The sequence below is a fragment of the Thiomicrorhabdus hydrogeniphila genome, from assembly GCF_054656895.1.
In genome coordinates, this window is record NZ_BAAHXL010000001.1 from 971,027 (window position 1) to 996,420 (window position 25,394).

Annotated in this window: 25 protein-coding genes; all 25 read left to right on the top strand. The window is 37.2% G+C overall.

Going from position 1 to position 25,394, the window contains the following annotated elements; all coding sequences use genetic code 11:
- Positions 1–4: 4 nt before the first annotated feature.
- The 25 genes from pseC (at position 5) to fliF (ending at position 25,393) form a co-directional block, all read left to right on the top strand.
- On the top strand, positions 5–1,162 hold the full coding sequence (gene pseC / locus ACYQ0E_RS04235; protein WP_460188695.1) for a UDP-4-amino-4,6-dideoxy-N-acetyl-beta-L-altrosamine transaminase: 1,158 nt from the start codon (positions 5–7) through the stop codon (positions 1,160–1,162).
- Between the two features lie 13 nt (positions 1,163–1,175).
- Complete coding sequence (pseF, locus tag ACYQ0E_RS04240) at positions 1,176–1,877, top strand: pseudaminic acid cytidylyltransferase (protein WP_460187004.1); 702 nt, start codon at positions 1,176–1,178, stop codon at positions 1,875–1,877.
- Entirely contained in the window at positions 1,874–2,977 is a 1,104-nt protein-coding gene (gene pseG, locus ACYQ0E_RS04245) for a UDP-2,4-diacetamido-2,4,6-trideoxy-beta-L-altropyranose hydrolase (RefSeq protein WP_460187005.1), read from the top strand. The genes pseF (ACYQ0E_RS04240) and pseG overlap by 4 nt, the downstream gene beginning before the upstream one ends.
- Positions 2,974–3,615 carry a formyltransferase family protein gene (locus tag ACYQ0E_RS04250; RefSeq protein ID WP_460187006.1) on the top strand — a complete coding sequence of 214 codons (642 nt, stop codon included), beginning with the start codon at positions 2,974–2,976 and terminating at the stop codon, positions 3,613–3,615. The genes pseG and ACYQ0E_RS04250 overlap by 4 nt, the downstream gene beginning before the upstream one ends.
- 165 nt (positions 3,616–3,780) lie before the next feature.
- A complete protein-coding gene (locus tag ACYQ0E_RS04255; protein ID WP_460187007.1) occupies positions 3,781–4,629 on the top strand; it encodes a hypothetical protein in 849 nt (282 codons plus the stop codon).
- A gap of 40 nt (positions 4,630–4,669) precedes the next feature.
- Positions 4,670–5,722 (top strand): putative sugar O-methyltransferase, encoded by a 1,053-nt coding sequence (locus ACYQ0E_RS04260; protein ID WP_460187008.1) that lies wholly within the window; start codon positions 4,670–4,672, stop codon positions 5,720–5,722.
- Positions 5,719–6,402 carry a pseudaminic acid cytidylyltransferase gene (gene pseF, locus ACYQ0E_RS04265; protein WP_460187009.1) on the top strand — a complete coding sequence of 228 codons (684 nt, stop codon included), beginning with the start codon at positions 5,719–5,721 and terminating at the stop codon, positions 6,400–6,402. Before ACYQ0E_RS04260 ends, pseF (ACYQ0E_RS04265) begins: the two co-directional genes overlap by 4 nt.
- Complete coding sequence (locus tag ACYQ0E_RS04270) at positions 6,402–7,397, top strand: hypothetical protein (RefSeq protein WP_460187010.1); 996 nt, start codon at positions 6,402–6,404, stop codon at positions 7,395–7,397. The genes pseF (ACYQ0E_RS04265) and ACYQ0E_RS04270 overlap by 1 nt, the downstream gene beginning before the upstream one ends.
- A 3-nt stretch (positions 7,398–7,400) precedes the next feature.
- On the top strand, positions 7,401–8,063 hold the full coding sequence (locus tag ACYQ0E_RS04275) for a class I SAM-dependent methyltransferase (protein WP_460187011.1): 663 nt from the start codon (positions 7,401–7,403) through the stop codon (positions 8,061–8,063).
- On the top strand, positions 8,056–8,745 hold the full coding sequence (locus ACYQ0E_RS04280) for a WbqC family protein (RefSeq protein WP_460187012.1): 690 nt from the start codon (positions 8,056–8,058) through the stop codon (positions 8,743–8,745). The genes ACYQ0E_RS04275 and ACYQ0E_RS04280 overlap by 8 nt, the downstream gene beginning before the upstream one ends.
- A 68-nt stretch (positions 8,746–8,813) precedes the next feature.
- Positions 8,814–9,848, top strand: a complete 1,035-nt coding sequence (gene pseI / locus ACYQ0E_RS04285) for a pseudaminic acid synthase (RefSeq protein ID WP_460187013.1) — start codon at positions 8,814–8,816, stop codon at positions 9,846–9,848.
- Positions 9,849–9,973: 125 nt separating this feature from the next.
- Positions 9,974–10,591: a pseudaminic acid biosynthesis-associated methylase gene (locus ACYQ0E_RS04290; protein ID WP_460187014.1), complete on the top strand. Its 618-nt coding sequence runs from the start codon at positions 9,974–9,976 to the stop codon at positions 10,589–10,591.
- Positions 10,592–10,633: 42 nt separating this feature from the next.
- On the top strand, positions 10,634–13,084 hold the full coding sequence (locus tag ACYQ0E_RS04295) for a 6-hydroxymethylpterin diphosphokinase MptE-like protein (protein ID WP_460187015.1): 2,451 nt from the start codon (positions 10,634–10,636) through the stop codon (positions 13,082–13,084).
- Positions 13,085–13,320: 236 nt separating this feature from the next.
- Complete coding sequence (locus ACYQ0E_RS04300) at positions 13,321–14,142, top strand: flagellin N-terminal helical domain-containing protein (protein ID WP_460187016.1); 822 nt, start codon at positions 13,321–13,323, stop codon at positions 14,140–14,142.
- 182 nt (positions 14,143–14,324) lie between these two features.
- A complete protein-coding gene (locus tag ACYQ0E_RS04305; RefSeq protein ID WP_460187017.1) occupies positions 14,325–15,146 on the top strand; it encodes a flagellin N-terminal helical domain-containing protein in 822 nt (273 codons plus the stop codon).
- An 84-nt stretch (positions 15,147–15,230) separates the two neighbouring features.
- Positions 15,231–15,626 (top strand): flagellar protein FlaG, encoded by a 396-nt coding sequence (locus ACYQ0E_RS04310; RefSeq protein WP_460187018.1) that lies wholly within the window; start codon positions 15,231–15,233, stop codon positions 15,624–15,626.
- 34 nt (positions 15,627–15,660) lie between these two features.
- Positions 15,661–16,101 carry a flagellar protein FlaG gene (locus tag ACYQ0E_RS04315; RefSeq protein WP_460187019.1) on the top strand — a complete coding sequence of 147 codons (441 nt, stop codon included), beginning with the start codon at positions 15,661–15,663 and terminating at the stop codon, positions 16,099–16,101.
- Positions 16,102–16,320: 219 nt separating this feature from the next.
- The gene (fliD, locus tag ACYQ0E_RS04320; RefSeq protein WP_460187020.1) at positions 16,321–18,636 is read left to right on the top strand and encodes a flagellar filament capping protein FliD; all 2,316 of its coding nucleotides are present in this window, start codon (positions 16,321–16,323) and stop codon (positions 18,634–18,636) included.
- 24 nt (positions 18,637–18,660) lie between these two features.
- Complete coding sequence (gene fliS, locus ACYQ0E_RS04325; RefSeq protein WP_460187021.1) at positions 18,661–19,095, top strand: flagellar export chaperone FliS; 435 nt, start codon at positions 18,661–18,663, stop codon at positions 19,093–19,095.
- Positions 19,096–19,099: 4 nt separating this feature from the next.
- The gene (locus ACYQ0E_RS04330) at positions 19,100–19,387 is read left to right on the top strand and encodes a hypothetical protein (RefSeq protein WP_460187022.1); all 288 of its coding nucleotides are present in this window, start codon (positions 19,100–19,102) and stop codon (positions 19,385–19,387) included.
- An 89-nt stretch (positions 19,388–19,476) separates the two neighbouring features.
- Positions 19,477–20,565, top strand: a complete 1,089-nt coding sequence (locus ACYQ0E_RS04335) for a sigma-54 interaction domain-containing protein (RefSeq protein ID WP_460187023.1) — start codon at positions 19,477–19,479, stop codon at positions 20,563–20,565.
- Between the two features lie 35 nt (positions 20,566–20,600).
- Positions 20,601–21,740 (top strand): two-component system sensor histidine kinase NtrB, encoded by a 1,140-nt coding sequence (locus ACYQ0E_RS04340; protein ID WP_460188696.1) that lies wholly within the window; start codon positions 20,601–20,603, stop codon positions 21,738–21,740.
- Positions 21,737–23,137, top strand: a complete 1,401-nt coding sequence (locus tag ACYQ0E_RS04345; protein ID WP_460187024.1) for a sigma-54-dependent transcriptional regulator — start codon at positions 21,737–21,739, stop codon at positions 23,135–23,137. Before ACYQ0E_RS04340 ends, ACYQ0E_RS04345 begins: the two co-directional genes overlap by 4 nt.
- Positions 23,138–23,306: 169 nt before the next feature.
- Positions 23,307–23,645, top strand: coding sequence for a flagellar hook-basal body complex protein FliE (gene fliE, locus ACYQ0E_RS04350; protein ID WP_460187025.1), 339 nt, complete (start codon positions 23,307–23,309; stop codon positions 23,643–23,645).
- A 56-nt stretch (positions 23,646–23,701) separates the two neighbouring features.
- On the top strand, positions 23,702–25,393 hold the full coding sequence (gene fliF / locus ACYQ0E_RS04355) for a flagellar basal-body MS-ring/collar protein FliF (protein WP_460187026.1): 1,692 nt from the start codon (positions 23,702–23,704) through the stop codon (positions 25,391–25,393).
- Position 25,394 lies beyond the last annotated feature (1 nt).

Below are 25,394 nucleotides of genomic sequence, written 5' to 3' on the forward strand. Positions count from 1 at the left end.
ATTGATGATTCCCTATGGCAAACAAGATATTTCACAAGCCGATATTGATGCGGTGGTTGAGGTTTTAAAATCAGATTTTTTAACCCAAGGCCCGCAAGTTCCTCTGTTTGAAAAAACCGTTGCTAATTACTGCGGTGCGGATTTTGGTGTTGCCGTAAACAGTGCAACCTCTGCGTTACATATTGCTTGTTTGTCTTTAGGTTTGGGCAAAGGAGATTACCTTTGGACCAGTCCAAATACCTTTGTGGCATCGGCCAATTGCGGTTTGTATTGCGGGGCAAAAGTCGATTTTGTTGATATTAATCCGCATACCTACAATCTTTGTGCTGTTCAATTAGAAGAAAAACTCAAACAAGCCAAACTGACTAATCAATTACCCAAAATTGTAATTCCAGTGCATTTTGCTGGGCAATCTTGCGAGATGAAACGGATTTATGAATTAAGTCTTGAGTACGGTTTTAAAATTATTGAAGATGCCTCGCACGCTATTGGTGGTAAGTATTTAGGCCAGCCGATTGGCGGTTGTCAATATTCAGACATTACCGTGTTTAGTTTTCATCCTGTAAAAATTATTACCACAGGTGAAGGTGGTATGGCGACCACCAATCAACCAGGCCTGGCAGAAAAAATGCGATTATTAAGAAGCCACGGCGTAACGCGTGAACCGCATTTAATGACCAAAGAGTTAGAAGGTGAATGGTATTACCAACAAGTCGATTTAGGGTTTAATTACCGAATGACTGAAATGCAAGCGGCTTTAGGTGTGAGCCAAATGCAGCGTGTTGATGAGTTTGTGAGTAAAAGAACTGCTTTTGCCCAACGCTACAATGATTTATTACAGCATTTACCGTTGGTTTTACCTTTGCAAAATCAAGATACAAATTCCTCATTTCATTTATACCCAATCTTAATACAAACTGATCTAACGTTTAAAAACCGAGCGCAAGTGTTTAAAGAGTTACGTCTTAATGGGCTAGGGGTCAACATTCACTATATTCCCGTTCATACTCAACCGTATTATCAAAACCAAGGTTTTAAACAAGGCGATTTTCCTGTTGCCGAAGCTTATTATCAACAAGTGATTAGTATTCCTGTTTTTCATGCGATGACTGAACTTCAGCAAGACAGTGTTGTAGAAATACTCAAACAGGTTTTAATATGAGATTGGTTTTAATATGAAACTGTGTGTGATTCCCGCTAGAGGTGGTAGCAAAAGAATTCCTAGAAAAAATATAAAAAACTTTTTAGGCAAACCGATTATTGCCTACTCAATACAAGCGGCAATACAAAGCGGTTGTTTTGATAAAGTGATTGTCTCGACTGATAATGAAGAAATTGCCAAGGTTGCCAAACAGTTTGGTGCTGAAGTTCCGTTTATAAGACCTGAAGAATTGGCAAACGATTTTGCAGGCACAATCCCTGTTATTAAACACGCTACGGAATGGTTTGAAGAACAGGGTACACAAGTGGATTACGTTTGTTGTTTATACGCCACTGCACCTTTTGTAACACCGCAAAGATTACAATCCGCTTATAAACAGCTTATCACCAGCCAAGCTGAATTTTGTTTTACGGTAACGGCTTATCCATCGCCTATTCAAAGAGCGATAAAAATCACTGAATCCAATCGAATAGAGATGTTTAACCCGCAAATGTTTAATACTCGTTCACAAGATTTAGAAGAAGCCTACCACGATGCAGGTCAATTTTATTGGGGCACAGCAAAGGCATTTAAACAACAGCAAAGATTTTATTCTGAAGACGCTTCACCCTATATCTTGCCAAGTTATTTAGTTCAAGATTTAGACAATCTGGACGATTGGATTCGTGCTGAAATGATGTATCAAGTGTTACAAAAAACAGGCGATATTGAGTGAAGGTTGTGTTTAGGGTTGATGCCTCAATCAACATAGGCACAGGCCATGTTATGCGTTGCTTAACGTTGGCAAATGCTTTAAAAATTCAAGATGCACAGGTTGAGTTTATTTGCAGAGAGCATTGCGGTCATTTGATTGATTATATAAAAGAAAATGGCTTTAACGTACATAGTTTGCCAATAGTAAACGAAACCAAAAAAAAACATTTTACCAGGCCTGGTAAATCTGAAAAATCCTTATTTCATTCAGCATGGTTGGGTGTATCACAACAGCAAGATGCGGCGGAATGCCTGACTATTTTAGATAAAATTAAACCTAATTGGTTAATTGTTGATCACTATGCCATTGACCAGCAATGGCAATCAGAGCTAAAGCCTTATTACCAAAAATTGATGGTGATTGATGATCTTGGTGATAGACAACATTTATGCGATATCTTATTAGATCAAACTTACGGCGATACATCAGAAAAGTATGAGGGTTTAGTTCCTCAAAACAGCACTCTACTAATAGGGTGCGAGTATGCGTTGTTACGTCCAGAATTTTCTCAGTGGCGAGAATTGAGTCTTAAACATCAAGCTCAAATGAATCTTAATCACTTGCTTATAACATTGGGCGGTATTGATGCCGATAATGTGACTTCGTCTGTTTTATTAGCTTTAAAGACATGCAACTTACCAGAGAAATTAAAAATAACCGTGGTGATGGGCGCTAATGCTCCGCATTTACAGGCCGTTACAGAGTTATCAGAGCAAATGTCTTGCGAGTTGAATATTAAAGTCAATGTAAAAGTAAATGTAGCTAATATGGCTGAACTCATGGCAAACACAGATTTAGCCATTGGTGGGTCAGGTTCGACCTCTTGGGAGCGATGTTGTTTAGGTTTGCCAACTTTAGTTATTGTATTGGCAGAAAATCAAAAGGGCATTGCTAAAAACCTTAAAAAGGCAGGTGCTGTAAAAGTGCTTGAAACGCACGAATTTGATAAATTTTGCACCTCATTTGAGGACCTTATACAAAACAGGCAAGCCATCACTTTGGCGTCATCTAATATTGTTGACGGCCAAGGCGTTGCAAGAGTTATTGAGAAACTACAGTGAAAATAAGCATTTTAAACACATCAGAACAACATCCTATTAATCCTTGGTTGCATAAATGGATTGCTCAAAATAGTGAGCATCAAGTTTCTTTGATACGTTCAAAAGAACAACTGCAAAGTGGTGATTTGTTATTTTTAATTTCATGTGAAGAAATTGTTACCGCTGCAGATAGAGAAAAATTTGTAAAAACATTAGTAATACATGCAAGTGATTTGCCTAATGGAAGAGGTTGGAGCCCCCATATTTGGAAACTGTTAGCAGGTGCTGAAGAGATTGTTGTCAGTTTACTGGAAGCCGGTGATAAAGTGGATACAGGTGATATTTGGAGCAAATTAAAAATTAAAATCCCTAAAACGGCTTTGTATGATGAAATTAATTCACTCATATTTTCAGCAGAACTACAGTTAATGGATTTTGCTATACAGAATTTTAATACGGTTAAACCCGTAAAGCAGTCTTTAGAACGTTCTGTTTCATATTGGCCAAAACGTACCCCTAAAGACAGTGAGTTAGATATAGATAAAACCATTAATGAGCAATTTAATTTATTACGTGTGTCTGATCCTAATCGATTTCCAGCTTTTTTCTATAAAGAGGGTAAAAAATTCTTAGTAAAAATTGAAGCTGTGGATGAATAAAATCAGTGGAAATTCATGTGAAATTTGTGCGAGTTATATACTGAGCATTCGAGGCAAGGTTTGAAAATACAACGACTTTGGCAATCTGAAAAACATTCAGGATTTACAGACATAATACGATACAAACATGTTTGGTATTGCGTATTTCGTGAAGGCTCTACCCATATGTCACTTGATGGAGCGATTATTGTATTAACCTCAAAGGATTGCAAAGAGTGGCAAGAGCATAGTCGTTTAACTTGGCAAGGTGGTGATTTACGAGACCCTAAATTAAGCATTACTCCAGATAATCTATTGATTTTAAGTGCGGGTATTCGCTGGGCGATTCCAAGTTCTACTGCGAGTAAACTCTATTCAGTCGCATGGCCTTTTGATAAAGATTTACAGTCCTGGTCACCTCCAATAATGGACTCTACCTCTGAGGGAACTTGGCGTTGGTCGATCACTTGGCATAACCGTTATGCTTATAGCGTAGGTTATTCGGGGTTAGATAAACATGGTTGCCTTTATCGCTCTATTGACGGTCTTTATTGGAAACCTTTGGTAAAGCCATTTTTTCCAGAGACACAGGTTTTTACTAATGAAAGCACTTTGGTATCAGACGGTGACCGTTTAGTCTGTTTATGTCGTCGAGATGCGATTGGCGGAGCAAAATCGATTTTGGGTCAATCCGATAATGATAATCAAATATGGTCTTGGTGTAAGTTGCCAATTGCGATTGGCGGGCCAAAACTTTTGAAGTTATCTAATAACGAGTGGGTAATGGCAGTTCGGCATATTAAGTATAAATATAAGACAGCAAATACTCGTCTTTATAAATTAAATCCAGAAAACGGACACGTTAAACTTTGGCATACATTGCCAAGTAGTGGTGATTGCAGTTATGCAGGATTAGTTGAGCATGAGGGTAATCTTTATATAAGTTATTACTCTTCACATCAAAATAAACAAACAAACGTTTATTTAGCGGTTATACCTCTGATTAATAAAAAGAGAAGTAAACGTTATAGTTGAATATTTTAAAAATATTGCTGAGGTTACTAAAGGAAACTCTATGCAAAATTGTTACACGCTTATGCAAATATTGGCCAAACAATCTAAGCTTTATCAGCCGGGCGTTTTTTGGCAAGAGGCTTCAAAGGTGATGCTCGACGATTTGGATAAACATGGGATTGAGACGTTTAGAAGCCTATCAAGTTCTTTAAGTTTTTTTGTACCAACCTACGGTTATCCTGGTAATGCTTTAAGTGAAGAGACAATGGATAGCCTTCAAAACTGGATTAAAGAGCAAGATTTACCCGACAAGCAGACTGCATATTTAAATCAATTTGCTTCTGGTTATGGCGCTGCTTTAGCGGATTACAGAACTCTAATCGCATCAGAGTTTAATGCTAATCAAGCTCCCAAATTAACTCAATTTAGTGAGAGCCAATTTGGTAATCCGCTTGAACAGTTTGAGATTGAAGGCAACCGTTATAGCCGTTCTGCTCTTAATTATTTGGCAGGTTTATCCTTTCTTAAAAAACACGCAGACCTTTCCTCTTTTACAACAGTCATGGAAATTGGCGGCGGATTTGGTACCTTGGGAGAGATTTTGTATCAAACGCTTCCAAAAACACAATATATCGACATTGATATTCCACCAACCTTATGTTGTTCAAGTTATTACCTTCAACAAGTTTTTGGAGAAGCGGAGGTTTCAACTTATAAAGATATACAGTCTCTTGAACAGATTGAGCTGAAAACCTTGAAAAAAGCAGCTATTTTGCCATCTTGGTGTATTGAAAAGCTTCAAGGAAAGATAGATTTATTTGTAAATTTCATTTCATTTCAAGAGATGGAGCCAGAGATCGTGCAAAATTATTTAGATAACGTGACCCGTTTACAAGCTGATTGGGTGTTGTTACGCAATATGAGAGAAGGTAAGCAGCTACGTTCACAAAATCGATTTGGTGTGGATAAACCTATTTTTTCGGAAGATTATGCACGCATGTTGCCAGATTACGATTTGATAGAAACGAATGTTTACCCTTATGGTTTTAAAACGGTGGATGGTTATCATTCAGAACTTATGTTGTTTAAGCGTCGGTTGGTAAAAACATTATGAATATTGCAATTATTCCTGCAAGGGGCGGCAGTAAACGTATTCCACGTAAAAACATGAAAGAATTTTGTGGTAAACCTATGATTGCATGGGCGATAGAGATTGCAAAAAAATCAGAGTGTTTTGAAAAGATAGTGGTCTCTACAGATGATGCAGAAATCGCTGAAATTGCCAAAGCATTTGGTGCTTCTGTACCCTTTACACGACCTATAGAGCTCGCTAATGATTACACTCCGACCATTCCTGTGATTCAGCACGCTTTACATGTTTTAGATGACCCTTTAATAGAAACGGCTTGTTGTATTTATCCAACCGCAGTATTTAATACTCCTCAAAACTTACAACAAGCTTTAACGTATTTGTTAGAAGACAAAGCGGATTTTGTCATGCCTGTCGTTGCGTATTCTTGTCCTTTTGAAAAGGCATTGAAAATGAACGGTGATAACCTGCTTGCAATGAAAAATATTAAAAACCTGAATAATCGAACCCAAGATTGTGAGGTTTTATATCACGATGTTGGGCAATTTTATTTTGGTACTCAAGCGGCATGGGACAACCCAGGTGAATTTTATGATAAACGTGTTAAGGCAATCCAAGTACCTAAATATCGAGCCCATGACATAGATACACCAGAGGATTGGCAGTTAGCCGAAATGGTATTTTCGCAGTTGGAACATTTTTAATGTCTTTTGACAAAAAAGAAACCATTTATATAGTATGCCAATCCAACGAAAGTACAGGGTTAGGGCATTTAATACGTTGCATATCTTTAACCAAAAGCTTACAAAAAACAGGTCAAAATATTCAGTTTTATGGTGATTTCTCTAGTAAAGGACAAGTGTGGTTAGAGAATAGCGAGTTAGAATTTGTGCAGAGTTCAATGAATATTGCTGAGTTATTAACGGTATTGCCTTCTTGCTCTAATGTTGTTTTAGATAGCTATCAATATGATGCTAAAGATTTAAACCCTAATCTTAATTATGTTCTTATAGATGATTTTTGCCGTTTAACAAATTACCTTGTTGCAGGCGTTATTAACTTTACATTAATGGCTTCTAGCTTTGATTATCAATCAAAAGGTGCTAGCACTGTTGCGTTAGGGACCAAATACTTTTTACCGAATCCGTCATTGTCTCAGCCTGTTTATGAATTTTGCAGAGAAATAAAGAATATATTGATACTGATTGGCAGCGGAGATAAATTTGATTTAATTCCCAAAATTATTAAGGCACTAGATTCTATTCAACAACCAATTCACTTACGGGTTATCACGGATAAAAAAGGGCTTAAACAATCAACGCATCAAATTGATGTATTACCGTTTCAAGCAGAGATTAATAAACATTATGATTGGGCTGATTTCTGCATAACAAGTGGCGGTTTAGCCAAGTATGAGGCGGCCTACTTAGGAAAACCATCTGCCGTGATTTCATTAACTGAATCAGAACAAATTGAAACAGAACATTTTGCACAAGCAGATTTATGTTTTGATTTTGGGCTCGTTAATAATTTTGAAGAGATTATTTTTGCTAAAAAACTAAATAATATATTGAACAATATCGCCATTCGCCAGCAGGCTTTTAAAGCTTGTCAAAATCACTTTTATATTAACAGTAGTGATAAGGCGGCACAGTTTGTGTTGGATTGTTTTCATTTAAGAAAAACAACAGAGGTTTAGGTTATGAATACCCTAGAGACAAAGCTCAATGAGTTATCCGAACATTATGATAAGTTGGGTCTTATTCATGGCTATTCACCTGATGCAACACAGCAAAGCAGCATTGAAACACAAGAAAAACGGTTAAATGTTCTAGTGGATATGGCTGATGATTTAGATGGAAAAAAGGTTCTTGATTTTGGTTGTGGAACCGGACATTTATTATCTGTACTTGAGAAGAGGGGCTTTGAAGGAGAGTATATTGGCTATGATATTTCTAAAGAGCTATTAGCTTTAGCAAGCCAACGTTATCCGCAAGGGCGCTTTGAATTAAAAAACATTCTTGATGAGCCAATTGAAGAAAAATTTGATTGGGTATTTATTAGCGGTGTTTTTAATAATGATATTGGTTGTAATCAAGAGTTTATGCAACAAGTTATCTCAAAGTTATTTGCTCATACTAAAGAGGGTATCGTTTTTAATGGTTTGAGTTGTTATGTTGATTATCAAAGCCCAGGGTTATATTACTTTGATCCATGTTGGGTGTTTAATTTTTGTAAAGAGGAGATAACAACCCATGTTCAAATCAATCATGATTATGAAATTAAACCAGGGGTAATTCCTTTTGAGTTTAGCTGCTTATTGAGAAAAACTGATTATAAAACAGTAGTGAAATATCATGTCTAAAGTCGCAATTTGTCAACCAACTTACCTATCTTGGATGGGGTATTTTGAAATGATTCAGTCGGTAGATTCATTTGTGTTTTTGGATAATGTTCAGTTTCAAAAACAATCTTGGCAGAGTCGAAATCGTATTAAAGATAATCAAGATAGTGATTTGTGGCTTTCAGTACCGCTTGCGGCACATAAGTTAGAAGATAAAATTTTTGATATTAAAATTGCATCATCTAAATTTAACTGGCAACGTAAACACCTCAATTCAATTAAAACCTATTTAGGTAAAACACCATTCTTAACTGAAGTGCTTGAGTTGGTTGAGGCCTCGTTTGATGAAGGCCATACAAATCTTGCTGATTTAAATATTCATTTAATTACGCGTGTTTCTGAAAAACTTGGATTAAGCACAACGTTTTATAGAGCTTCAGATTTAAATATAAATGGTATTAAAACGGATCTTTTACTGAATCTGCTTACAGAATTGAATGCCAGTTCGTATTTGGCTAACCAAGGTTCAAAAAGTTATTTACAGTATGAAGAACAACGTTTTCAAGATTTAGATATTAAGTTGATTTATCAGAACTGGGAGCCACCTGTTTATCAGCAGCGAGGTAAACAATTTGTTGATAAATTGGCTTGGGTAGACCCGATTAGCCATTTAGGTTTTAACCAAACAACGTTGCTAGAATAAAAAACTACAATAAAAAATCTCGAATATTCTATCTAGAATAAAAGCAATATTAAGTAAAGTGTTGAATTATGAAAATTAACAGTCGATTAATTGGTGAAAAATATTTACCTTATGTCATTGCAGAAATGTCAGCAAACCATAATGGCAATATAGAAAATGCCTATAAAATTATAGAGATGGGTAAACGCGCTGGTGCAGATGCCGTTAAGTTACAAACCTATCGTCCCGATACTATTACCATGGATATGAATACGCCAGAATTTATGATTGAGGGCGGTTTGTGGAATGGGCAAAGTTTATATGAACTTTACGAAGGGGCTTACACACCTTGGGATTGGCATAAACCGCTATTTGATTACGCCAAAAAATTAGATATAACGATATTTAGTTCACCCTTTGATACGACTGCCGTTGACCTATTAGAAGATTTAAATGCACCTGCCTATAAAATAGCCTCATTTGAAGCCGTTGATTTACCCTTAATTCGGTATGTAGCACAAACAGGTAAACCCATGATTATTTCTACAGGCATGGCTGATGCAATAGAGATTCAAGAGGCGATTGATGCCGCTAGAGAAGGTGGGTGTAAAGAACTGGCTATTTTGCACTGTGTAAGTGGTTACCCAGCACCTGCAGGCGATTACAATTTAAAAACGCTTTTAGATATGCAGTCACGTTTTAAATTGCCCGTTGGTTTGTCTGACCATACTTTAGACAATACCACTGCTATCACAAGCGTGGCATTGGGGGCCTGTATTATAGAAAAACACGTCACTTTAGACCGCAACGGTGGCGGGCCTGACGATAGCTTTTCTTTAGAAGAGAATGAATTAACGGCTTTATGCACGGGGGCGAAAACCGCTTGGCAATCTTTAGGTCAAATTGATTATGGTAGAAAATCTAGTGAGCAGGGTAATGTGCAGTTTCGTCGATCTTTATATTTTGTAAAAGATGTTTTAGCGGGCGAAAAGATTACTGAGCAACACGTTAAAAGTATTCGTCCTGGATACGGGCTTGCACCAAAGTATTTGCATAAGGTGCTTGGCCAAACCGCCACAACAAATATAAAACGCGGTACGCCTGTTAATGACGATTGGCTTTAACCATATAGCAGGCTAATAGTTAAACGATGAATTAAAAATGGTTTTACCAGGCCTGGTAAATTTAAAAAATATTAATAAAAACAATTAATTGATTTGAAATATAACCCTAATATTAGGAATAAAAGATGGAATATAAAACGGAACAAGAGTCTTTTTGGGCGGGAGAATTTGGTAACGAATACAGCCAACGAAATAATGATGAACAATTGTTAATCAGTAAAACGGCTCTGTTCTCTAAGATTTTTCAAACCACAGGCAAGGTAAATTCTGTCATTGAATTTGGTTCTAATATTGGGTTAAACCTGCAAAGCATACAAAAGCTTTTACCTAGTGCTGAATTATCAGCCATTGAAATTAATGCCTACGCTAAAGAACAGCTTGAAAAATGGGGCGGTTGTAAAGAGATTTTTCACCAGTCGGCTTTAGATTTTGATTCAAAAAATCAATATGATTTATCTATGATTTTAGGGGTGTTAATTCACATTAACCCGAATGAACTGCCGCAAATGTATAAAAACATTTATGAAGCAAGTCAACAGTGGGTTTTAATTGCTGAATCTTACAACCCAACGCCTGTTGAGGTAAAGTATCGTGGCAATGACGGCAAATACTTTAAACGAGATTTTGCAGGCGAAATGATGGCTTTGTATCCTGATTTAAAACTCGTTGATTACGGATTTGTTTATCATGCCGATTCAAGCTTTCCATTAGATGACGTTAACTGGTTTTTATTAAAAAAATAGAACAAACACTAAATTTAGCAACACACAATTTTAAGGTTAGGTATGCAAACCATTAAAACTCAAACGGGTGAAGTTGTATTAAAAGAGTACTTTCCTTCACGAATAGAACAAACCGCTTCTACAACGATTTATAAAGAGTATGTGGGTGTCACTTTACCTGAAGATAAGTTGTATGTTGTTTTAGGCTCAGATTCAGGCTTGCTTGTTAAATACTTACAAGAAATTGCGACCTCTGGGCAACGTTTTGTTTGTGTTGATTTTCCTGAGGTGATTGCCTTTATACGTCAAACAATTGAGATTAAGCCAGAAGATAAAATAGAGTTTTATAGTTTTGAAGAGTTTGAATTTGAGCTGCTTTATGAACAACACCAAGATTATGTAATTCGTAATGCGATTATTTTATTAAAGTCGCTGATTGTTGATGAAGGTAAAGGGCTGTATGACGGTATTTATGGCAGAGAAGAAGAGAACTTTCATCGTTTTAGAATCGATAGAGTAGATAATCGAGATTTTAAAAAAGCCTTTGACCAACAAATGGCCAATGTTTGCGATTTAATGCATCCTTTACACGTTGTAAAAGATAAATTAAAAGGTGATGTGCCTGGTATTGTTTTAGGCGGTGGCCCTTCTTTAGATGATGTGATTCCCTGGCTTAAAGACAATCAACAAAAAGTTTGGATTTTTGCCGCTAGTCGAATATGTAATCGTTTATTAAAAGAGGGCATTGTGCCTGACTTTATTGCCTCTTTAGATCCGCAGCCCTTAATTTTTGAATACTCTAAAGAGATGTATCAATTCGCAGATAAAAGCATATTACTGACAGGGGAGCACCCTTATCCACGATTGATTCAGCAATGGAAAGGGTTAAAGACCTACACTCGTAGACGTTTTCCGTGGGCAAAAAGAAGTGAAGAAAACTTTATATCAGATGGCCCAACGGTTACCAATGCGGTATTTGGTATGGCGGTGTATTTAGGGGTTTCAAAAATATATTTAGCTGGTGTCGATTTTTGCTTTACCTTAGAAGGGGTGTGCCATGAGTCGAGCAGTATTGAATCGGATATGGGCATAAGAGATCACAATGATACCTTTGCCATAAACTATCGTGGTGAAAAAGTTGGCACAAATATACAGCTTTATGATGCAAGAAACTTATTTGAAGAGCAGTTACATAACCTTTCAAAAACCTGGACAAATTTACAGGCCATTAATTTAAATTCATGCGCGGCAGTGATAAAAGGTATTGATTATCAACCTTTAGAAGAGGTGTCGCTTAACCATGACAAGTTTGATGTGGTTCAAGCCTTTAAGCCGTTACTTGATTATGATGCGCAATCGCAAAAATCGTTTTTACAGTTTCTTACAGCAGAAATAAATATTGCGACTAAGTGGCTTGATAAATTAGCGGTAAAAGGTAAGAAGGGTTTACATTTAACCTCTATCTTATTTAAAGACCCTAAAAAGCAGTCTGAAAGAATTCAAGAAGTGCTTAAAATAAAAGAGCAGTTAGAAAACGATGTGGGTACAGATTATCAAACTATGGTGAACTACGCCTACACCGACTTTATGCAATCTCTTAGCCCGGTAGATTCTGAAGAGTCTATGTCTAATCAAGAGATGATAAATGCCTTGTCAGGTTTTTTTGGCGGGTTACAAAAAGGTTCAGAAGGTTTTATTGAACAACTTGGTTTGGTTAAAGAAGATATTGCCTTTAGAAAAATTGAGGTAGATGAATCAACCGAGTTTACGGATTTAGCTCAAATATGGTTAAACAAAAATATTCCTGGTCGTTTTTATGTTTGGTTAGAACATTTAAGTAAACACGATTACGCTTTTTATCAAAATACTTATCCTGATGAAGTGAATAAGCTAAAAGTAGCATTTGATGAAATGACTCACGACAACAGTAAATTGGTTGCTCGATTTAATGAACGTCTAAAAAATCCACAGGAATATATTATTCAGGTTGATAAGTCTTGTGAACAAAATTTAACCTATCCTATTGAAAAGGTAATTCTTCAATTAAACCAATTACCAAAAGATAGGTTTAAAGAGGTTCAACTCTATGCCGAAGGTATTTTGCTTGAAATGCAAAATGAGCCTAAAAAGGCACTTATAAAGTATCTTGAAGCCGACCCTAATAAAACCAAGCCTTATATATTAAAACGTTTGTTTACTTTAGCGTTTTCGCAAAAAGAGTTTGAGCTTGGAATTGAAAGTTTAGAGAACTTGTGCAAACAAGATATTCGTTTTGTACCAACCTTTGCAGAGTCTTTGGCTATATTGGGTAATGTAGAAGGGGCTATTGATGCTTTAAAAATGTATCCTTTGTTAATGCAAGATACTGCGGCTTTTATTCATTTACTTAAGTTTTATATTGAACTAGGATCAGTAGAACCTGCAAATATCTTATTAAATGAGGTAGAAAATCATCCTCAGCTTGATCAAGTTGCAATACAACAGTATGTAGACTCTCTTAATTCTCAAAATTAATAAATAATCTAAAATCCCTCTCAAACCCTTTTAAATAAGGGGATAAAGCCATTCTTTATGAATGGCTTTTTTTTGCCTGAAATAAATTTTTAAAAAAATTAAAAATAAATCTAAAGTTTTTTTTAAACGCTCCGTTAAGTTAATTGAAGGCAAGACACATTGCCTCAAATAACAAAAAACACAATACAAGTAAAACACACACAAATGGTACTTATAAAGTACAGGGAGCAAAAATCATGAGTATGGTAATTAACACAAACGTAGCATCTTTAAACGCAACACGTCAATTAGATGTTTCAAGTCGTGATCAGTCAGTAGCAATGGAACGTTTAACTTCTGGCTTAAGAATTAATAGTGCGGCAGATGACGCAGCTGGACTAGCCGTATCAACTGGAATGACTACCCAAATTATGGGTACAGATATGGCAATTAGAAATACCAATGATGGTATCTCAATGGCACAGACAATTGATGGTGCGGCAGAAGAGATGATGGATATGATGCAACGTCAACGTGAATTAGCAGTGCAGTCATTAAACGGAACATACTCTGCAGCTAACCGCACCTCTATGAACGAAGAGTTCAGTGCTTTATCAGCAGAGTTAACACGTATTTCAAGTACAACAAAATTTAACGACGTAGCGGTACTAGACACTGCCACACAAATTGATATTCATGTGGGTTGGCAAGATAGTGCAGCAGATTCAATTACGGTAACAGGTATTGCAGGAACAGCACTTGCAGGTGTTGTATCAGGGCTTGGTGTAGATACATCAGCTAATGCCGCCGCAGCCATTACAGGTTTGGATGGTCAGATTTCGGTCTTAAGTTCAGCTCGATCAGGCGTTGGTGCAATACAAAACCGTCTTGAACATACTGTTGCAAACTTGCAGAACGTAAGTGAAAACATTTCAGCGTCACGTTCATCAATTTTAGATGCCGATTTTGCATCAGAAAGTGCAGATTTAGCACGTACTCAAGTACTGCAACAAGCAGGTATGAGCATGTTGTCTCAAGCCAACACTGACTCACAAAACGTATTACAACTTCTACAGTAGAAGATTATTTACCAGGCCTGGTAAAAGGCTTGGAAAATATAAAGAAGTTAAAAAGAATTTAGGTTATTGGTTCATAAAGAAATGATAACCCAAACCGGATTCGCCACCTAGTTGGCGGATAACTTAAAGTTAGCAGCCAACTAGGCACACACTAACATTTCTTTATAAAAAGGAGATTTATCATGTCAATGGTAATCAACACAAATGTAAGTTCTTTAAATGCAACTCGCCAACTTGATGCGTCAAGTCGTGAACAATCAGTTTCTATGGAACGTTTGACTTCTGGTCTACGTATCAATAGTGCGGCAGATGATGCAGCTGGTTTAGCAGTAGCAACAGGCATGACTTCACAAATCATGGGTACTGATATGGCAGTACGTAATGCAAATGACGGTATTTCTATGGCGCAAACTATTGATGGTGCGGCTGAAGAAATGGGCGACATGATGCAACGTCAACGTGAACTAGCGGTGCAGTCATTAAACGGAACCTACTCTGCAGCTAACCGTGCGTCTATGGATGAAGAGTTTGATGCTTTATCAGCAGAATTAACTCGTATCTCTTCAACCACTAAATTTAATGGTGTATCTGTTTTAGATACAGCGACTTCTACTAACCTGCAAGTTGGTTGGGAAGACAATGCCAATGACTCCATTAACATTACAACGATTGGTGGATCATCTATTGCATCAGCAGTTACAGCGCTGGGTGTCGATACATCAGCTAATGCAGCAGCGGCAATTACAGGTTTAGACGGACAGCTTTCGGTATTAAGTTCAGCTCGTTCTGGTGTGGGTGCGGTACAAAACCGTCTTGAACACACTGTGGCTAACTTACAAAATGTGAGTGAAAACGTTTCGGCAGCACGTTCAGGTATTCAAGATGCTGACTTTGCTTCAGAAAGTGCTAACTTAGCTCGTACACAAGTTCTACAGCAAGCAGGTATGAGCATGTTGTCACAAGCTAACTCTGATTCACAAAATGTATTAACTTTATTACGATAAGCTAACTACAATTAAGTAACGCTTTATCATAAAGTTAAGATCATCATTGATTAAGGAGGGATTGAAATGGATATTAACAGTTCTATGTCATCCCCTGTGATGGATACGCAAACAGTGAAGTCGGTGGCAACACCGGCAGTAGCTGTAAGCGTGAAGTCAGAACAGGTCGAGGCCTCAGTCGTCTCTCCGAATATGAAGACTCCGCAAGATAACGAACAGGCGATTCAAGACCAAGTTGAACAAGTGAATTCACAATTGGGTCAACTTGGATTAGGGTTAACCTTTTCGGTAGATGAAAATACTCAGTCTTCAGTAGTTAAAGTGATTGATAAAACGACTGATGAAATAATTAAGCAATACCCAAATGAAGACTCGTTAAAGATGATGAAAAACATCCAAGACTATCTAAATTCGGTGCAAGAAAGTAGAGCAACAACTAAAGAGGGTTTGACAGGCGTCTTATTCAATGAAATCATATAGGTATTGATTTGAATAAAAGGAAGGGAGTATAGCAATGATAAATTCTGTGCAACCTGATAGCCCAATAAAGATCTCCTCTGGTGAGCTACCAACTCCCATCACCTCAAATGCAATGGGTGATGCAGCAAAACAAAATGTTTCACAAAACAGCGTGCAACAAAATGTAAAAACTGCAGAAATCAAATCAAATGAGGTTGATGGCCAAATTGATACGACTGGAATTGATAGCCAATTAGCGGGTACCAATTCACAGTTACAAAAACTTCAAAGCTCTTTAAGTTTTGAAAAAGATGAAGATTCTGAACGAATGATCATCTTTGTTAAAGATAAAGAAACTGGTGAAACTATTCGCCAGATTCCAACAGAAGAATTTTTAGCAATATCTTCAAGTATTAGTCAATATTTAGATATGAGCAAGCAAAGTTCTGATAAAAATTCGCCACTCGTTGGTATGTTTACTAACGAAACTGTATAACATAGTGGCACCATTTCCCTTGTGTGTTTAGCGGTCTTTAGACCGCTTTTTTTATGTCTAATATTTACCTATCATCGTTATTTTCTTAAAGTATTTTATTTATTGCCGTTATATATATTATAAAGAAAGCAAAATTGGCATTTATGATGCTAGTTCTTTCCTAAACTAAAAATTCTAATATAATAAAAATATTCTTATCTAAGACCAGGAGCGGCGGTTATGGCTAACGAAATTGGCACAACGCTTTTAAATACATTAACAAACAGTACTTTTGATTCTGGAAATATGGCCAAGGTGCTTGCTGAGGCTGGGGTTGCCAGTTCACGTTCAATTCTTGAAAATAAGCAAACCAGTGCTAATACAGAACTGAGTGCGTTGAGTTATCTTCAGTCTAATGTAGAGGCGTTTCAAAGTTATTTAACTGACTTATCTTCGCCAACGTTATTCCAAAGCCGCTCGGTTGAATCGTCTGATGATTCCGTTATTTCGGTTCAATCTAATGGCGTTCCTGTAACGGGTTCTTATCAAGTACAGTCATTGCAGTTAGCGCAATCCCATACGCTCGTTGCCAATCAAACATTTAGTTCCGCTTCAGATACACTTTCAACAGGTACTTTATCAATTGGGGTTGGTGGTCAAACACAAAATATTACGATTGATAGCTCTAACAATACCTTAGAGGGTTTACAGAGCATTATAAATAACGGTGATTACGGCGTAAGTGCTTCCATTATTAATAATGGTGGTAATTACCAGTTGATGTTTTCATCTAAAGAATCGGGTGCGGCATCCGAAATCAGTGTCAGTGGTTTAACAGAATTTGATACCAGTGGTTTTACCACAACCTCTGAAGCTCAAGATGCCTTAATGAGCATTAACGGATTGGTTGTGTCAAATAATAGTAATACGTTTGATGGTGTGATTGATGGTTTACAAATCAATTTAAAATCGACGTCACAATCAATGCAAAGCTTATCCGTCTCTTCAGATTCTGAAGGTATTACCAATACCATATCGGATTTTGTGGATGTTTATAATCAGCTCGATACTATTTTGGATGATTTAGGTTCTTATAGCGAACTAACGGATGAAGAAGCAGAATCAGAAGATAATGCTTATTTTGGTGATTTAGCGGGTAGTTCATTATTAAGAGACTTAAAAAGTCAGATTCGTGAATCTTTAAGTGGCGCGATTCCTCAGTTAACGGATCCAAATACGTTGGCATCGGCAGGCTTGTCGTTTGATACTGGAGGCCAATTAAGCCTTGATACAACGGTTTTAAATAATCTAATAACCAATAATTTAGAAGGTTTAGCCAGTGTTTTTGCTAAAAATGGACAGACCACAGATCCATTAATGACTGTTAGTGGCAGTAGTGATAAAACACAAGCAGGAACTTATTCGGTTGATATTACACAGCTAGCTGAAAAGGCAACTGTTTCAGGCGGGGCTACAACATTTGCCGCAAATGAATATCGTCTTGCGGGTAGTGATGTTTACGATCCTGTAGAAGCGTTAAATATTGAATCAGGAGCAGGGTTTCAAATTTCTATTAACGGCGGAGCAGCTACACAGGTTAACTTTACACAAGGCTCTTATGCCTCTAAAGATTTGGTAGCCGCTCAAATGCAGTCAGATATTAATACCCAAACGGGTCAGTCTGTGACAGTGGCTTATGATTCGTCGCAGGCGCGTTTTGAAATTACGAATTCAACGGGTACCGTTGATGTATCGGCAGCCACATTATTAGGTAACCAAGGATTTAGTTCAGCTGATTATGCCAGTGAACAACTGATGGATCTTTCTGGTGGAGCAGTTTCTTTTGATGTTTCTATTGATGGTTCAACGGCAACCCAAACGACCATTGATGCTGGTAAATATACACTTAATGAATTTGCTGAAAAAATGCGTACATCAATTAATAGCATAACGGATATTTCTTCAAGTGGAGCTTCTGTAAGTGTGTCAACAGATGGCGGTGTTTTAAGCGTGGTTTCTAATCGTTACGGGTTTTCTTCTGATGTCACATTAAGCAACTTTAGTAATGCAGCAAATGCCGGATTTAGTACCGATTTAACTGATCAAGGTCAGAATGTTGACGGAACAATCACTACCGATGCAGGTACGTTAAGTTTGGGTGGTTATGCCGACAGTGAAGATGGTCGAAAAATTAAAATTTCAGATTATGCAATTATTGCTTCAGAACCTGCTGCGGTAAGAGGTTTAGAATTTAATATTCTTGGTGGTACAACGGGCTCTCGCGGTGATATTGTATTTTCTCAAGGTTTTGCTAGTCGAGTTGATGAGACAATTTCAAACTTACTCAGCGACGATAATGGTTTAGTAAGCGATAGAATTGAATCATTAACCACGAAGTTGTCGGATTATGATGATAAATCCGATACATTAGATGCACGTTATGATGCATTATTACTAAAATATCAGCTTCAGTTTTCGACTTTGCAGTCGTTATTATCTAGTACACAAGATACGAGTGATTTTTTAACCGCTACTTTCTCAAGTAGTGATAGCTAGAATTGATTGAATAGGTAAATGATTATGAATATGGCAATGAAAAAACAGTTTATTCAGCAATATGCCAATAACTATGTTGAAACAGCAGTATCTGAAGCTGGACCACATAAGTTAATTCAAATGCTTTACGATGGCGCTCTTAAAAATATGAATATGGCAAAAGTTTTTATACAGCAAAAGAACTTTGAAAAAAAGTCTGTGCATATTAATAAAACATTAGCTATTTTAGCCTCACTGCGTAACGACCTTGATCTAGAAAAAGGGGGTGAGGTTGCTCGTAATTTAGACGGTTTATATGAATATTGCTATAGAACTTTATTTAAAGCATCAGTAGAAAATGATCTCAGTATGCTTGAAGAAGTTATGGAACATATTCAAACGGTAAGTAATGCTTGGCAGCAAATGCCAGACAATATTAAAAATGCCAGTAAAGACCAATTAGATAGACTAAGAGGATAAAGTTATGACCTTAGATAAAATAAAAATTGTATTGTTATCCTATTCTAAAAATTTGTTGATAGCGGCTGAAAACCATAATTGGGAACGTTATTCAGAGCTAGAATCAAGTTGGCCTGGTATGTTAAAAAATGCCCAAATGGCATACGGTCGTGACTTAAATGTTATTTCAAGTGAATTAATTTCAGATAATAAAAAAATACAGCAAAATATTATAGAATCTCAAAAAACGATGCTTAGTGAATTAGAAAAAAGTACACAAAATACCGCGTCAATTCGATCTTATTTAAAATAAACCTACAAAAAACATTGCCAATATTTTGACAACTGGTGAAAAGCCGTATATAAAGGTTAACCAGGTATTAACAAATAAATGGCAATTCAATGTCCCAAGATATTTTTACTTCACTCGTAGGCTCTAGTTCTGCGATGCAACAAGTTAAAAAACTCATTCTTCAAGTAGCACAAACTGATGCGACCGTTCTGATTTTAGGTGAATCTGGAACGGGAAAAGAAGTCGTTGCTCAAGCCTTACATAATGCTTCTGAACGCGCAAATCGTGCTTTTGTACCCATTAACTGCGGTGCTATTCCTGGTGAATTATTAGAAAGTGAACTTTTTGGTCATGAAAAAGGGGCTTTTACGGGAGCAATTACGGCTCGAAAAGGCCGTTTTGAGATGGCAGAAAAAGGCTCTATTTTTTTAGACGAAATTGGTGATATGCCTTTGCCTATGCAAGTAAAGCTTTTAAGAGTATTGCAAGAACGTGTATATGAACGTGTTGGCGGTAATAAAAGCTTTGAGTGTGATGTAAGAATTATTGCTGCTACCCATCGAAACCTAGAAGATAGTATTCAAGCTGGTGAATTTAGAGAAGATCTTTATTACCGCTTAAATGTATTCCCAATTGAAATGCCTTCTTTACGAGAACGTCCTGAAGATATTATTGAATTGCTAAATTATATGTTCAATCGAATTCAGTCCGAAGGTAGAAAAATACCGATTTTGTCAGAAAAAGCGTTAATTGCCTTACAAACGTATTTATGGCCAGGCAATGTCCGAGAGTTAGGAAATTTGGCCGAACGCTTATCAATTTTATTTCCAGGTTTAGGCGTGGATTATGATGATTTACCCGCTAAATATCAGGTAGAGATAGATGGTTCAGCGCAGCTTATTGTTGCTGCCGAAGATGAATCTAATGAAAACGATGCCGTTGAAATAGCTGTTATAAATGAAAATATCCAGCCTACATCTCAAACATTGAATAATAATGCCGAAACAGTAGAAAAAATGATGGCAGCCCCCAATCTTGATGAAGGATTAGATTTAAAATCTTATTTAGTGGATATGGAGGTTCAATTAATTCAAAAAGCGCTGACACAGACCGATGGTAATGTTTCACAAGCGGCTAAATTACTACAAACGAATAGAACAACCTTGGTTGAAAAAATTCGTAAGTATGACCTTTCATAATAGTTTACGAGTGTGAGTGATACGTTTTGAGTGACATGCAAGAAAAAGCCCGTTTAGAAGAGTTAGAAGCTGCGTTTAATCTGTTTAATCAAACGTCTGTTCAGCTTACGACTTCGTATGAAGCTTTGCAGAACCAGGCGGCACATCTACAAAATCAACTTGCTAAAAGTGATCAAGAAAAAAAACGGGTAGCAGAACGATTAAGCCGTCTTTTAGACGTTTTGCCAGCAGGGGTTATTGTTTTAAATGATAACAATATTATTGTAGAAATGAATCCGAGTGCGCAAACTATCTTGGGTGAAGATGCTGTGAATCGTGATTGGGATATTGTGATTAAAAACGTCTTTTTAACGACCAATGATGCCGGCGAGTTGATTACGCATAATAAAATGGTTTATCAACTATCAGAAACCTCTGCCAATAAAGATTCTAGTCGCGTTTTATTAATTCAGGATGTTTCTGCGGCTAGACAACTTCAAGAACATGTAAACCGTCATCAACGCCTACACTCAATGGGTGAAATGGCCGCTTCTTTAGCACATCAAATTCGTACACCTCTTTCATCAGCGTTATTGTATGTATCACAAATGAACTCTGAACATCTTGATGATGACAAGAGAGAAAAGTTTGTCGGTAAGGCTTTAAATAGCTTAAACCACTTAGAATCTCTAGTGAAAGATATGCTTCAATACGCTAAAGGTGGAAAAGGCAGTGAAAAACCCATCTTAATTGAAGATTTGATTGAACACTTGCAACAAAGTGTCGAAGGTCAAGTTAGCCAGTCTTTAAGTCAGATTCGTTTTAATGCATTTTTACCAGGCCTGGTCATTACCGGTGATAAAGATGCTTTAATGACGGCTCTACAAAATCTAGTTGGTAATGCGATTGATGTGGTTGGTCAAAAAGCAGAGATTGCTGTTACGGTGAATCAAATATCAACGGACAGAATTGATATTGTGGTCAGTGATAAAGGACCAGGAATTGAATCCAGTAAACTAGAAAAGATTTTTGAACCCTTTTATACAAGTCGTGCAAAAGGAACAGGTCTAGGGTTGGCTGTTGTAAGAGCCATAGCAGAAGCCCATAATGGTGAGATATGGGTTAAATCTATTGTAGGCTACGGCACACAATTTGGGTTACGTTTACCGATAACATCTAGAAAGGAAATCTCATGAGCATTGCTAAAATATTAGTGGTAGAAGATGATTCAGAACTACAAGAAGCTTTGGAGGATACCTTATCATTAAATGGTTTTGAGGTAATTAGCGTAAGCAGTGCAGAAGAAGCTTTGACCGCGCTAAATGATGAGATAGGAATGGTGTTTAGTGATATCCGAATGGATGGCATGGACGGCTATACGTTAATGACTAGAATTAGGGCGATTAAGCCTTATTTGCCCATTGTGTTAATGACTGCCTATGGAACAATTGAACAAGCGGTTGATGCCATGAAAGCAGGAGCCGTGGATTACATTGTTAAGCCTTTTGAAGCAGGCGTTTTGGTAGAAAAAGCAAAAGTATATTTTAACCGAGATGCATCTTTAGAAGATGACTTTGTCGTAGCAGATCCAGCTACTCAGCAACTAAAAACCATGTCTAAAAAAGTAGCTGAAAGTGAAGCCAGCGTATTAATTAGTGGCGAAAGCGGAACAGGTAAAGAAGTTTTAGCACGTTATATTCATGTGCAGTCACCCCGCGCAAAACAACCGTTTGTAGCTATTAACTGTGCCGCCATACCTGAAAGCATGTTAGAAGCCATGCTATTTGGTTATGAAAAAGGATCTTTTACCGGTGCGGCTAAATCCATGCCTGGTAAATTTGAACAAGCACAAAATGGCACAATCTTTTTAGATGAAATCGGTGAAATGAAACCCGATTTACAAGCAAAAATATTACGTGTATTACAAGAGCGAGAGGTTGAACGTATTGGTAGTACAAAACCCGTAAAATTAGATGTTAGAGTATTAAGTGCCTCTAATATTAATATGAAAAAGGCCATTGCATCAGGCGATTTTAGAGAAGATCTTTTTTATCGATTAAATGTTTTTCCAATGCATTTACCTCCTTTAAGAGAGCGCCCAAGAGATATTGCTGCGATTGCAGAACGTTTAATTCAAAGACATTGTGGTGCATCAAGAGTTCAACCCATGATATCGGCTCCAGCCATGAAACGTTTAATTCAATATACCTGGCCTGGTAATATTAGAGAATTAGATAATGTCATTCAGCGCGCGTTGGTTATGATGTCTGGAGATACAATCCAAGCACAGAACGTGATGCTGGACGATGGTTATGATTCATTGCATTCTTTAATGAATCCTGAGCAAAATGAAGGCGAAGAACAGAAAGAATCGCAACCCGTTGATGGCCATCAAAATACGGAAGAAAATAAAGAGTTTAAACCCCTAGAATTACCTATGGATTTAAAAGCTCGCGAAACTGAAATGATTTTAGAAACACTGCGTCAAAATTCTGGACATAGGCAAAAAACGGCAGAAGCGTTAAATATTAGTCCAAGAACTCTACGTTATAAAATTGCAAAACTTAAAGAACAAGGGGTTGATGTACCCTAAAAAGCTAGGGTTAACGGCCAGGTTTTTAAAAAGTTTAGGTAAATGTTTATTTTTTGACACAAAAATGGCATATCAATTGCTGAAAGAGGTTTGAAACTGTGTGATAATAAAATTCACTTTTTCATAAATCCGTTGAAATGGCCAAAACCAATATAGAGCGAACTAAGAAATGAACCCGATTGATACACAAAGTTTAATGTTGCAAATGCGATCTTTAGCTGCCCAAGCGGAAGCTAAGCCTGCTATTGATGTAACAAATACTTCAGAAAGTGGTCAAGATAAAGCGGCTAATTTTGCCGAGCTTTTAGCTAATTCGGTTCAGTCTGTAAATAGTGAACAGCATAAAGCTGGAGATATGAAAAACGCGTTTGAAGAAGGTGATCCTGAAATGGAGCTGTCTGAAGTTATGTTACAAGTTCAAAAAGCAAGTCTGTCTTTTCAAGCGATGACTCAAGTCAGAAATAAGCTCGTTGACGCCTATAAAGATGTGATTAATATGTCTATCTAGTTGGGTGTTTTACATACTCACTAACCGTATTAATATAAAAAACAAGAAGATTTTATATGGCAGATCAACAAGCGTCTATCGACAATACCCTTAATACACCACCTCCTAGTGGCGCAGGTTCTGCATTATTAAATAATCTCACCTCACTATCTGTTGCCAAGCAAGTCAGCTTGGTCATTGCTTTAGCGGCATCACTTGCTTTGGTTGTGGGGATTGTTTTGTGGTCTCAAAATACAAGTTACACACTTTTATTTGGGAGTGTCGATGCCAAAGACATGAATGAAATTGTACAAACTCTTGAGCAAGAAGGTGTGAAATACCGTATTGATAACTCAAGTGGTGGAATTTTAGTGCCTAATGATTTAGTACATTCGTTACGTATTAAATTGGCAGCGGCAGGTTATCCTAAACAAGCCGCAACGGGTTATCAGCTTTTAGATGTTGAACAAGGCTTTGGTATATCTCAATTTAAAGAAACGACTCGTTATCACCGTGCTCTTGAAGGTGAATTAGCCAAGTCAGTCGCTTCTATCAATTCTGTAAAATCTGCTCGCGTTATGCTCGGGCTTCCAAAACGTTCTGTTTTTGTTAGAAAACAACAAAAACCATCAGCTTCTGTTGTTGTAAAGCTTTACCCTGGTAGAACACTTAATGAAGAACAGGTTAGCGCCATTTCATATCTTGTTTCTTCAAGTGTCCCTAATATGGATGCTAAATCTGTCACCGTAGTCGATCAAAACGGTAACTTATTAACGAATAGCAATGCCAGTAGCGGTATGCTTCATATGAGCATGAAGCAATTAGATTACACGCGTCAAGTAGAAGAAACATTATCCAGTCGTATTATTAGATTATTAGCCCCTATCGTTGGTGGTGAAAACAAAGTAAGAGCTCAGGTTACCGCTGAACTTGATTTTACTCAGCAAGAACAAACACGTGAAAATTATGAGCCAGATCCAGAAGCAATTCGATCTGAACAAGAAGTAAAAGAAATTAATCGTGATCAAGGGCCAACAGGAATCCCTGGAGCTTTAACAAACCAACCTCCACGAGCTGGATTAGCGCCTGAAGAAGGGTATTCTTCAAGTAATGATCCAAATCTTAAAAGTTCAAGTGAGAAAAAAACCAAAAACTATGAACTAGATCGTACCGTTAGCCATATTAAAAATTCAGTGGGTAATATTCACCGTTTATCAGTCGCCGTTGTTTTGGATGACAAAACTAGCTTAGGTGAAAATGGTGAGATTGTAAGAAAGCCAATCGATGAAGAAGAGTTATTACGTTATAGACGTTTAGTGAGTGATACTGTTGGTCTTGATGAGGCGCGCGGTGATACTTTGAGTGTGGTGAATGCTTCTTTTGTGACTGCTCCGGTTGAAGAAGTCGAAATGGCGCCTATTTGGCAGGAAACATGGTTCTGGAATTTAGTAAAACAAGTTTTAGCAGGCCTGGCTGTTCTGTTTATTATCTTAGGTGTAATACGCCCAATGCTAAGAGATCTGTCTAAGAAAGAAGAAACCTATCTAGAGTACCCAGAAGATGTACCTGAAGAGGTTGAAGAGCTAGAAAACGTAGATGAAATTTCTAAAGCGCTTGAGCAGATGAATGAGGAAGTAGAGCAAACTGCAGTTGCTTCAGAAGCAGAGTCAGAAGCAGAGCACGAGTTATTAGAGAAAGTAAGAGCTATTGTAGCTTCTGATCCGAAAGTCGCAGCTCATGTAATTAAGCAATGGATGTCTGGAGAATAAT